Raw genomic sequence first — 10,656 nt, 5'->3', positions numbered from 1 at the left:
GATCTTTGCTGCTTTGAGGATTGTGTTCTTGCTTCTTCAATCGCCCTGATCAGGCGTCTTCGTCGCCGAAGCTGGCTTTGCCCACGCGCTTGGCGTAATGGTTGTACGCCGCGCCGAGCTTTCTCTGCTCGAAGATCGAGAACACCAGGGTGCCCAGCAGGATCAGCATCCACACCAGAAACAGCTTCATCGTATCCACATGGGCAACGAACAGCAGCAGGGTCACAACGCCGCCAATCACCATGCCCAAGCCCATCCATGCTCCCAATACGCGCCCCACGGCCAGGCGAATACCTTTGGGCAGGACCAACCGCGTGGCCATCATGACGACGATAAGGGCCAGAAAGAAACCAAACGCGGCCATGAACGGAATCTGAAAGCCGCCCTCGCGGTATAGCCAGGCGAGCAGTTGATAGAACGGACCCCGTTCGACCATCTGTGGATAAGTCTCGGGGCCGGGCAAATGCAGTTGAGCGAAATGCGCAGGGGTCATGGCCATGACGCCGACCCCGAGCAGCGCTATCACCGCGCCATAAAAACCACCGGCGCGCCATAAAGGCGCCAGCACTCGGCGGTTTTCCACATCCTCGGTCAATGCCACGCCAAACACCGCCTTAGGGTGTTTGCCCTGTGAAATAACGGTTTGGCCTTCACGCTCACCGGCGTCACCAATCAGCATCACGTCCAGGTCCTGGACCAACAGGATTTCACCCTGGCGGCGGGAACTGCCCAGCAGTTCGTACTCGTCTGGCGATTTATTGCCAAACAGGTCGATCCCTTCGGCAATCACGCGGGCCTCACCGCCGGCGTCCTGCAGCCGGAAGTCATGACAGCGCGCCTCACCCAACACCCGGCTCCAACTCCAATCGCCGTCCTTGTCTTTGGTCCCCTCTTCGACAATCAGCACGTAACCCACGCACGGCTTGCCGTAGACCGGCGACAGCATGGTCTGGTCGGCAACCACCTTACCGCGCACTTCCACCAGGCCCATGGCCAGCGAACGAATCTGACTGGTGGCCAGGCGCTGCTCGGTTTTGTAGAAACTGGGGCCAAAGCTGACCAGCAAACCGACCAGAATGCCCACGGGGAAAAACAGCGCGATCAGGATGTTTGGCGCGTAAACCATCAAGGCGATAAAGCCGGCGAGGAACACCAGCGCCAGCGCAGTTTTCCACTTCGGCTTTTTCACCACAACGCCCGCCTGGGTGGTTTTCATGCCCCCGGCACCTCAAGCTTCACGCCTTCGTAGCGGGTTTCTTCGGCGCTGATGGCCAACAGCGGAATGCGCTGATAGCTGAGCATCCGCGCAAAAAACAGGTCGGGGAACACCGCAATGGCGATGTTGTAGAGGTTCACCGACTCATTGAAGAACTCACGCCGGTCAGCAATGCGCTCCTCCACGGCCGAGATAGCCTGTTGCAACTCGACCATGTTCGGCCCCGAAATCAGCGCCGGATAACTCTCCGCCACCGCAATCACCGACTTGAGCGCCGCGTTGAGTTGGTTGGACGCATCGACCTTGGCGTTGAGGCTGCTGGCGTTCAGGTATTGAGTGCGCGCATCGCTCAGACGCGTGAACAGCGCGTTCTCATGGTTCATGGCAGTCTGCACCACGCGCATCAGGTCGGGGATCTGATCGGCCCGTTGCTTGAGCAGCACGTCGATGTTGGCGAAGGCTTTATCCACATCGTTGCGCCGCATCACCAGGCCGTTGTAGACACCAACCATCCAGCCGACCAGGCCGACGACAATGATCAGCACGACGATACCGGCGATAAGCAGTTCTATGTTCATGGTGAAGGCGTTCCCTGGCTGAGTTATCCACAGGGAGGCATTCTAGGGGGAACTTGAGAGCGGCATACGGTATTGGTGCACAAAAACCACAAACGCCGATGATCGGTTATTCAAGGGGCTTCCCCCTGTTCAAGGCGCATAAAAAACCCTCGATATCCGAGGGTTTTTTAGGTGACCACCAATCGAATCGTATTACTCCACCGTCACCGACTTCGCCAGGTTACGCGGCTGGTCAACGTCGGTGCCCTTGAGCACGGCAACGTAATACGACAGCAGCTGCAACGGGATGGTGTAGAGGATCGGCGACAGGGTGTCGTGGATGTGCGGCATGTTGATGACGTGAGTGCCTTCGGCGTTGGTCATGCCGGCTTTTTCATCGGCAAACACGATTAGCTGACCGCCACGCGCGCGCACTTCCTGCAGGTTGGATTTGAGTTTTTCCAGCAGTTCGTTGTTCGGCGCGACGGTGACCACCGGCATGTCGTCATCCACCAGGGCCAATGGGCCGTGTTTGAGCTCGCCGGCCGGGTAGGCTTCGGCGTGGATGTACGAGATTTCCTTGAGCTTGAGCGAGCCTTCCATCGCCACCGGGTATTGCGCGCCACGGCCGAGGAACAGGGTGTGGTTTTTGTCGGCGAACAGTTCGGCGACTTTTTCCACGGTGCTGTCCATGGCCAGGGCTTCGCCCAGGCGGGTCGGCAGGCGGCGCAGTTCTTCGACCAATGTGGCTTCGACGCCTTCGGCGAGGGTGCCGCGCACCTGGCCCAGGGACAGGGTCAGCAGCAACAGGCCAACGAGTTGGGTTGTAAAGGCTTTGGTGGACGCCACGCCGATTTCGCGACCGGCCTGGGTCAACAGGGTCAGGTCGGATTCACGCACCAGTGAGCTGATGCTGACGTTGCAGATCGCCAGGCTGCCAAGGAAGCCGAGTTCTTTGGCATTACGCAGCGCGGCCAGGGTGTCGGCGGTTTCGCCGGACTGGGAGATGGTCACGAACAGGGTGTCGGGCTGCACCACCACCTTGCGGTAGCGGAACTCGCTGGCGACTTCGACCTGGCACGGGATGCCGGCCAGTTCTTCGAGCCAGTAACGGGCAACCATACCGGCGTGGTAGCTGGTGCCGCAGGCGACGATCTGCACATTGCGCACTTTGGCGAACAGCTCGGCGGCTTGTGGGCCGAAGGCGTTGACCAGCACTTGGTTCTGGCTCAGGCGGCCTTCCAGGGTGCGTTGCACCACGGACGGTTGCTCGTGGATTTCCTTGAGCATGAAGTGGCGGAATTCGCCCTTGTCGGCAGCTTCGGCGCCGTCGCGGTATTGCACGGCTTCGCGTTCGACGGGCACGCCGTTGACGTCCCAGATCTGCACGCTTTCACGGCGAATATCGGCGATATCGCCTTCTTCCAGGTACATGAAGCGGTCGGTGACCTGGCGCAGGGCCAATTGGTCGGAGGCGAGGAAGTTTTCGCCCAGGCCCAGGCCAATCACCAACGGGCTGCCACTGCGCGCGGCCACCACGCGGTCGGGTTGGCTGGCGCAGACCACGGCCAGGCCGTAGGCGCCGTGCAGTTCCTTGACCGTAGCCTTGAGCGCGACGGTCAGGTCGCCGAGGTCCTTGAGCTTGTGGTTGAGCAGGTGGGCGATGACTTCGGTGTCGGTGTCTGAGGTGAACTCGTAGCCCAAGCCCTTGAGCTGTTCGCGCAGCACTTCGTGGTTTTCGATGATGCCGTTGTGCACAACTGCCAGGTCGCCGGAGAAATGCGGGTGAGCGTTACGTTCGCACGGTGCACCGTGGGTAGCCCAACGGGTGTGGGCGATGCCGAGACGACCCACCAGCGGCTCGCCGAGCAAAGCTTGTTCCAGTTCGCTGACTTTGCCTGGGCGGCGCATGCGCTCGAGCTTGCCGGCGTTGGTAAATACGGCTACACCGGCGCTGTCATAGCCGCGGTATTCCAGACGTTTGAGGCCTTCAAGCAGGATGGCGGTGACGTTGCGTTCAGCGACTGCGCCTACAATTCCACACATGGTGTATCTCCTAGATGATTGCCGCGCATATCAGCGTAATGCCGCGGGCTTGGATCTGGTCGCGGGCCTCAAGCGGCAGGCGATCATCGGTAATAAGGGTATGGACGCTGCTCCAGGGCAGTTCCAGGTTGGGAATCTTGCGACCGATCTTGTCGGATTCGACCATCACCACCACTTCACGGGCGACCTCGGCCATGACACGGCTCAGGCCCAGCAGTTCGTTAAAGGTGGTGGTGCCACGCGCCAGGTCGATGCCGTCGGCGCCGATAAACAACTGATCAAAGTCGTAGGAGCGCAGCACCTGCTCGGCGACCTGGCCCTGGAACGAATCCGAATGCGGGTCCCAGGTGCCGCCGGTCATCAACAGCACCGGCTCATGCTCCAGCTCGCTCAGGGCACGGGCTACATGCAGGGAGTTGGTCATCACCACCAGGCCGGGCTGATGGCCCAACTCCGGGATCATGGCGGCGGTGGTGCTGCCGCTGTCGATAATGATGCGTGCATGTTCACGCAAGCGCATGACGGCTGCACGGGCGATGGCGCGCTTATAGGCCGAGATGGGCTGCGCGGCGTCGCCGACCAGTTCCTGGGGCATGGTAATAGCGCCACCGTAGCGGCGCAGCAGCAGGCCATTGCTTTCGAGGGCGGCGAGGTCCTTGCGGATGGTCACTTCCGAGGTTTCGAAACGCTTGGCCAAGTCGTCCACGCTGACTTCGCCCAGTTCATTGAGCAGCGTCAGAATGTTGTGGCGTCGTTGGGGTGTATTTCGTTTCGACATGGTAGTGATAAGTTTCGTTTCGAAAGATAACGAAGGCAATCAAAACCTATTGGCGAAAGATCGTCAAGCAGATCGAAAAGTTTTTTGACACAGCACTAAGCAAAATGTGGGAGCGGGCTTGCTCGCGAATGCGGTGTGTCAGTCAACTTTTCAGTGCCTGACCGAACGCTTTCGCGAGCAAGCCCGCTCCCACATTTGAACTGTATTGATTTTGAGGTTGTGGATAACTCAGGTCTTTTTGATTTTGACCGGGCGTTTCCAGCCGTCGATATTGCGCTGGCGGGCCCGGGCCACAGCCAGTTGGGACTTATCCACATCCTGGTTGATGGTCGAACCCGCCGCTGTGTTGGAACCATCACCGATGGTGACCGGCGCAATCAGCGAGTTGTTGGAGCCGATAAACACGTCTTCACCAATGGTGGTCTGGTACTTGTTGGCGCCATCGTAGTTGCAGGTGATCGCACCGGCGCCGATGTTGCTGCGCGCGCCGATCACCGCATCGCCGAGGTAGGCCAAGTGACCGGCCTTGGCGTCGTCGCCCATTTTCGCGTTCTTGAGTTCGACGAAGTTGCCGACGTGCGCACGGGCCCCCAACACACTGCCCGGACGAAGGCGCGCAAACGGACCGGCATCACTGCCCTCGCCCATCACGGCACCGTCCAGATGGCTGTTAGCCTTGACCACCACGCCTTTGCGCAACGTGCTGTCCTTGATCACGCAGTTCGGGCCAATCACCACGTCGTCTTCAATGATCACGCGGCCTTCAAGGATCACGTTGATGTCGATCAGCACATCGCGGCCGACAGTGACCTCACCACGCACATCGAAGCGCGCCGGATCGCGCAGGGTTACGCCCTGGGCCATCAGGCGGCGACCTTCACGCAGTTGGTAGTGACGCTCCAGCTCGGCAAGCTGCTTGCGGTCGTTGGCGCCCTGCACTTCCATCGGGTCATGGGGCTGCTCGGTGGCGACCAGCAAGCCGTCACTGACGGCCATTTCGATGACGTCGGTGAGGTAGTACTCGCCCTGGGCGTTGTTGTTGGACAAACGGCTCATCCAGTCCGCCAGCCTGTTGGCCGGTACGGCGAGAATGCCGGTGTTGCCTTCAGTTATCGCGCGTTGGGCTTCGCTGGCGTCTTTGTGTTCGACGATGGCGGCGACCTTGCCGCTCGCATCGCGCACGATGCGGCCGTAGCCGGTAGGGTCGTCGAGCTCAACGGTGAGCAGGCCCATCTGGCCAGGTACGACGTGCTTGAGCAGGCGTTGCAGGGTTTCGACTTCGATAAGCGGTACGTCGCCGTAGAGGATCAGTACGGTGTCGGCGCTAATGAACGGCACAGCTTGCGCTGTCGCGTGGCCGGTGCCCAGTTGCTTGTCCTGCAACACGAAATTCAGGTCATCCGCGGCCAGGCGTTCACGCACCACTTCAGCGCCGTGGCCGATCACTACGTGAATGCGCTGTGGGTCCAGTTGTCGGGCGCTGTGGATAACATGACCGAGCATGGAATTGCCCGCGACCGGGTGCAGCACCTTGGGCAGGGCTGAACGCATGCGGGTGCCCTGGCCTGCGGCGAGAATGACGATTTCAAGAGACATGAATGGCTACCAATCCTGGGCGGTCCGGCTTCAGACCAGAGAAGTGTTTTGCTGAAAAAGAAAAAGGGTAGCCGAGGCTACCCTTTTTAATCAATCGCGCTTGAAGTATTGCGGCCAGGCCACTTACTTCTTGCGGATCTGCTGGAGCGTGCGCAGCTGAGCTGCAGCCTCGGCCAGACGTACAGCAGCAGCGCTGTAGTCGAAGTCCGCACCCTTTTCGTTCAGGGCCTTCTCGGCAGCCTTTACGGCTTCCTGAGCGGAGGCTTCATCCAAGTCGCCAGCACGTTGCACGGTGTCGGCAAGTACCTTGACCATGTTCGGCTGAACCTCGAGGAAACCGCCGGAGATGTAAAACACCTCACGTTCCCCGCCTTGCTTGGTCAGAGTGATCGGACCTGGCTTCAAGCTGGTGATCAACGGCGCGTGGCCCATGGCAATACCCAGGTCACCGAGTTCGCCGTGTGCAATCACCATTTCTACCAGACCGGAGAAGATTTCCCCTTCCGCGCTGACGATATCGCAATGGACTGTCATAGCCATCTGATTGCCTCAACCTGATGAGCGCCCGTTACCGGGCGCCGAGATTACAGTTTCTTGGCTTTCTCGATCGCTTCTTCGATGCCGCCGACCATGTAGAACGCTTGTTCTGGCAGGTGGTCGTAGTCACCGTTGAGGATGCCTTTGAAGCCAGCAATGGTGTCTTTCAGGGAAACGTATTTACCCGAAGCACCGGTGAAGACTTCAGCCACGAAGAACGGCTGCGACAAGAAACGCTGGATCTTACGAGCACGGTTTACCAACTGCTTGTCGGCTTCCGACAGCTCGTCCATACCCAGGATCGCAATGATGTCCTTCAGTTCTTTGTAACGCTGCAGCACGTACTGAACGCCGCGAGCGGTGTCGTAGTGCTCCTGGCCGATCACGTTCGGGTCCAGCTGGCGCGAAGTCGAGTCGAGTGGATCGACCGCCGGGTAGATACCCAGGGAAGCGATGTCACGGGACAGAACGACGGTGGCGTCCAAGTGGGCGAAGGTGGTCGCAGGCGACGGGTCAGTCAAGTCATCCGCAGGTACGTATACCGCTTGGATCGAGGTGATCGAACCTTCTTTGGTCGAAGTGATACGTTCTTGCAGAACGCCCATCTCTTCGGCCAGGGTCGGCTGGTAACCTACTGCGGAAGGCATACGGCCCAGCAGTGCGGATACTTCAGTACCGGCCAAGGTGTAACGATAGATGTTGTCGACGAACAGCAGAACGTCGTTACCTTCGTCACGGAACTTCTCGGCCATGGTCAGGCCAGTCAGTGCTACGCGCAGACGGTTACCCGGCGGCTCGTTCATCTGACCGTAAACCAGTGCCACTTTGTCCAGAACGTTGGAGTCCTTCATCTCGTGGTAGAAGTCGTTACCCTCACGAGTACGCTCACCCACACCGGCGAACACGGAATAACCGCTGTGCTCGATGGCGATGTTACGGATCAGTTCCATCATGTTTACGGTTTTGCCTACACCGGCACCACCGAACAGACCGACTTTACCGCCTTTGGCGAACGGGCAAACCAGGTCGATAACCTTGATACCGGTTTCTAGCAGATCGTTGCCGCCAGCTTGTTCGGCAAACGAAGGTGCTGGACGGTGAATGCCCCAGCGCTCTTCGGTGTCGATCGGGCCAGCTTCGTCAATCGGGTTGCCCAGTACGTCCATGATCCGGCCCAGGGTCGCTTTACCGACCGGTACGGAGATGGCAGCGCCAGTGTCAAGCACACCCAGACCACGTTTCAGGCCTTCGGTGGAACCCATTGCAATGGTCCGTACCACACCGTCGCCCAGCTGCTGCTGAACTTCCAGAGTGGTGCCGGCATCGCTTTGTACTTTCAAAGCGTTGTAGATGCTCGGTACGCTGTCGCGTGGAAATTCCACGTCGATAACGGCGCCGATGATTTGAACGATACGTCCGCTACTCATAGCTGGATCCTCTGAATATTTGAACCGTTAAACCGCGGCAGCGCCGCCGACGATTTCCGAGATCTCTTGGGTGATCGCAGCCTGACGCGCCTTGTTGTAGATCAGCTGCAAATCGCTGATCAGATCACCGGCGTTATCGGTAGCGTTTTTCATCGCGATCATCCGCGCCGCTTGTTCAGCTGCGTTGTTCTCGACCACCGCCTGGTACACCTGCGACTCCACGTAGCGCACCATCAAGCCGTCAAGCAGCTCTTTGGCGTCTGGTTCGTAGAGGTAGTCCCAGTGGTGCTTGAGTTCCTGATCCGGAGTCGCCACCAGTGGAATCAATTGCTCCACGGTTGGCTGCTGGGTCATGGTGTTGATGAACTTGTTGGATACCACGGACAGGCGGTCAATCCGGCCTTCCAGGTACGCATCCAGCATCACCTTCACACTGCCGATCAAATCATTGATCGACGGCTCTTCACCCAGGTGGCTGATAGCTGCAACGACGTTACCGCCGAAGTTGCGGAAAAAGGCCGCACCCTTGCTACCAACTACACACAGATCGATCTCGACGCCCTTTTCGCGGTTTACCGCCATGTCCTTGACCAGGGCCTTGAACAGGTTGGTATTCAGACCACCGCACAAACCACGGTCACTGCTCACTACCACATAACCCACACGCTTAACTTCGCGGTCGATCATGAACGGGTGGCGGTATTCCGGGTTGGCGTTAGCCAAATGCCCAATTACCTGGCGGATACGCTCCGCATAAGGACGGCTAGCAGCCATGCGCATTTGTGCCTTGCGCATTTTGCTGACCGCCACTTTTTCCATGGCGCTGGTAATCTTTTGCGTGCTTTTGATGCTCGCAATCTTACTGCGAATCTCTTTTGCGCCTGCCATGTAACACCTATCAGGTTAGCAAGCGGGAGCCTTGCGGCTCCCGCTGCGGCTTACCAGGTTTGGGTGGCCTTGAACTTCTCGATACCGGCTTTCATGCCAGCATCGATTTCGTCATTGAAGTCACCCTTCACGTTGATCTTGGCCAACAAGTCGGCATGATCGCGGTTGAAGTAAGCAATCAGCGCTTGTTCGAAGCTGCCGACCTTGGTGATTTCGACGTCAGTCAGGAACCCACGCTCAGCGGCATACAGCGACAACGCCATGTCAGCGATCGACATTGGGGCGTATTGCTTCTGCTTCATCAGCTCGGTAACGCGCTGACCATGCTCAAGTTGCTTACGGGTCGCTTCGTCCAGGTCAGAAGCGAACTGGGCGAATGCCGCCAGTTCACGGTACTGAGCCAGAGCGGTACGGATACCACCGGAGAGCTTCTTGATGATCTTGGTCTGAGCGGCACCACCCACACGGGATACCGAAACACCGGCGTTCACAGCAGGACGGATCCCGGAGTTGAACATGGCCGATTCCAGGAAGATCTGACCGTCGGTGATGGAAATCACGTTGGTCGGAACGAACGCGGAAACGTCGCCAGCCTGGGTTTCGATGATCGGCAGTGCGGTCAGGGAACCGGTTTTGCCGGTCACTGCGCCGTTGGTGAACTTCTCTACGTATTCTTCCGAAACGCGGGATGCGCGCTCCAGCAGACGGGAGTGGAGATAGAACACGTCGCCTGGGTAAGCTTCACGGCCTGGTGGACGGCGCAGCAGCAGGGAAATCTGGCGGTAAGCCACTGCTTGCTTGGACAGATCGTCATAAACGATCAGCGCGTCTTCACCGCGGTCGCGGAAGAATTCACCCATGGTGCAACCGGAGTACGGTGCCAGGAATTGCAGCGCAGGAGATTCCGAAGCACTGGCAGCCACGATGATCGTGTTGGCCAGGGCGCCGTTTTCTTCCAGCTTGCGAACCACGTTGGCGATGGTCGATTGCTTCTGACCAATGGCTACGTAGACGCAGAAAATGCCGCTGTCTTTCTGGTTGATGATCGCGTCGATCGCCAGAGCGGTTTTACCGATCTGACGGTCACCGATGATCAGCTCACGCTGGCCACGGCCGACTGGGATCATGGCATCGACAGCCTTGTAGCCAGTCTGTACAGGCTGGTCTACCGACTTACGCCAGATCACGCCTGGAGCAACTTTCTCGACCGCGTCGGTCTCGGTGTTGCCCAGTGGACCTTTACCGTCAACAGGGTTACCCAGTGCGTCGACTACGCGACCCAGCAGTTCCTTACCTACCGGAACTTCCAGGATGCGGCCTGTGCACTTGGCGCTCATGCCTTCAGCCAGACTGGTGTACGCGCCCAATACAACGGCACCTACGGAGTCTTGCTCCAGGTTGAGGGCCATACCGTAGACGCCGCCCGGAAACTCGATCATCTCGCCGTACATTACGTCGGCCAGACCGTGAATCCGCACGATGCCGTCAGATACGCTGACGACAGTGCCTTCGTTACGGGCTTGGGAGGTCACATCGAGCTTGTCGATGCGGCCCTTGATAATTTCACTTATTTCGGAAGGATTGAGTTGCTGCATTGCTCTGCTGCCCCTT

9 protein-coding genes are annotated in these 10,656 nt (G+C 58.8%); all 9 read right to left on the bottom strand.

Going from position 1 to position 10,656, the window contains the following annotated elements; translation table 11 throughout:
• Positions 1–49 precede the first annotated feature (49 nt).
• The 9 genes from BLV67_RS24085 to atpA all read right to left on the bottom strand — a co-directional run bounded on the left by BLV67_RS24085 (position 50) and on the right by atpA (position 10,640).
• On the bottom strand, positions 50–1,216 hold the full coding sequence (locus BLV67_RS24085) for a hypothetical protein (protein WP_069785777.1): 1,167 nt from the start codon (positions 1,214–1,216) through the stop codon (positions 50–52).
• The gene (locus BLV67_RS24080; RefSeq protein ID WP_069785778.1) at positions 1,213–1,794 is read right to left on the bottom strand and encodes a LemA family protein; all 582 of its coding nucleotides are present in this window, start codon (positions 1,792–1,794) and stop codon (positions 1,213–1,215) included. Before BLV67_RS24080 ends, BLV67_RS24085 begins: the two co-directional genes overlap by 4 nt.
• 192 nt (positions 1,795–1,986) lie before the next feature.
• Positions 1,987–3,819 (bottom strand): glutamine--fructose-6-phosphate transaminase (isomerizing), encoded by a 1,833-nt coding sequence (glmS, locus tag BLV67_RS24075; protein WP_069785779.1) that lies wholly within the window; start codon positions 3,817–3,819, stop codon positions 1,987–1,989.
• Between the two features lie 10 nt (positions 3,820–3,829).
• On the bottom strand, positions 3,830–4,597 hold the full coding sequence (locus BLV67_RS24070; protein WP_056860938.1) for a DeoR/GlpR family DNA-binding transcription regulator: 768 nt from the start codon (positions 4,595–4,597) through the stop codon (positions 3,830–3,832).
• A gap of 228 nt (positions 4,598–4,825) precedes the next feature.
• Positions 4,826–6,193 carry a bifunctional UDP-N-acetylglucosamine diphosphorylase/glucosamine-1-phosphate N-acetyltransferase GlmU gene (gene glmU / locus BLV67_RS24065; RefSeq protein ID WP_069785780.1) on the bottom strand — a complete coding sequence of 456 codons (1,368 nt, stop codon included), beginning with the start codon at positions 6,191–6,193 and terminating at the stop codon, positions 4,826–4,828.
• A gap of 123 nt (positions 6,194–6,316) precedes the next feature.
• Positions 6,317–6,733 (bottom strand): F0F1 ATP synthase subunit epsilon, encoded by a 417-nt coding sequence (locus tag BLV67_RS24060; protein ID WP_032885166.1) that lies wholly within the window; start codon positions 6,731–6,733, stop codon positions 6,317–6,319.
• Positions 6,734–6,777: 44 nt separating this feature from the next.
• A complete protein-coding gene (gene atpD / locus BLV67_RS24055) occupies positions 6,778–8,157 on the bottom strand; it encodes a F0F1 ATP synthase subunit beta (protein ID WP_056860940.1) in 1,380 nt (459 codons plus the stop codon).
• A gap of 27 nt (positions 8,158–8,184) precedes the next feature.
• Positions 8,185–9,045, bottom strand: a complete 861-nt coding sequence (gene atpG / locus BLV67_RS24050) for a F0F1 ATP synthase subunit gamma (protein WP_010207685.1) — start codon at positions 9,043–9,045, stop codon at positions 8,185–8,187.
• Positions 9,046–9,095: 50 nt separating this feature from the next.
• A complete protein-coding gene (atpA, locus tag BLV67_RS24045) occupies positions 9,096–10,640 on the bottom strand; it encodes a F0F1 ATP synthase subunit alpha (protein ID WP_017135120.1) in 1,545 nt (514 codons plus the stop codon).
• Positions 10,641–10,656 lie beyond the last annotated feature (16 nt).

Origin of the sequence: Pseudomonas salomonii (genome assembly GCF_900107155.1) — a bacterium.
Lineage (GTDB): Bacteria > Pseudomonadota > Gammaproteobacteria > Pseudomonadales > Pseudomonadaceae > Aquipseudomonas > Aquipseudomonas salomonii.
The sequence above is the reverse complement of the archived record's forward strand: the minus strand, read 5'-3'. Positions and strand labels throughout refer to the sequence as shown.

Coding starts and splice junctions, on each gene's coding strand:
- atpD (WP_056860940.1), bottom strand. CDS start 8,157: ATGAGTAGCGGACGTATCGTTCAAATCATCGGCGCCGTTATCGACGTG.
- BLV67_RS24070 (WP_056860938.1), bottom strand. CDS start 4,597: ATGTCGAAACGAAATACACCCCAACGACGCCACAACATTCTGACGCTG.
- BLV67_RS24080 (WP_069785778.1), bottom strand. CDS start 1,794: ATGAACATAGAACTGCTTATCGCCGGTATCGTCGTGCTGATCATTGTC.
- glmS (WP_069785779.1), bottom strand. CDS start 3,819: ATGTGTGGAATTGTAGGCGCAGTCGCTGAACGCAACGTCACCGCCATC.
- BLV67_RS24060 (WP_032885166.1), bottom strand. CDS start 6,733: ATGGCTATGACAGTCCATTGCGATATCGTCAGCGCGGAAGGGGAAATC.
- atpA (WP_017135120.1), bottom strand. CDS start 10,640: ATGCAGCAACTCAATCCTTCCGAAATAAGTGAAATTATCAAGGGCCGC.
- glmU (WP_069785780.1), bottom strand. CDS start 6,193: ATGTCTCTTGAAATCGTCATTCTCGCCGCAGGCCAGGGCACCCGCATG.
- atpG (WP_010207685.1), bottom strand. CDS start 9,045: ATGGCAGGCGCAAAAGAGATTCGCAGTAAGATTGCGAGCATCAAAAGC.
- BLV67_RS24085 (WP_069785777.1), bottom strand. CDS start 1,216: ATGAAAACCACCCAGGCGGGCGTTGTGGTGAAAAAGCCGAAGTGGAAA.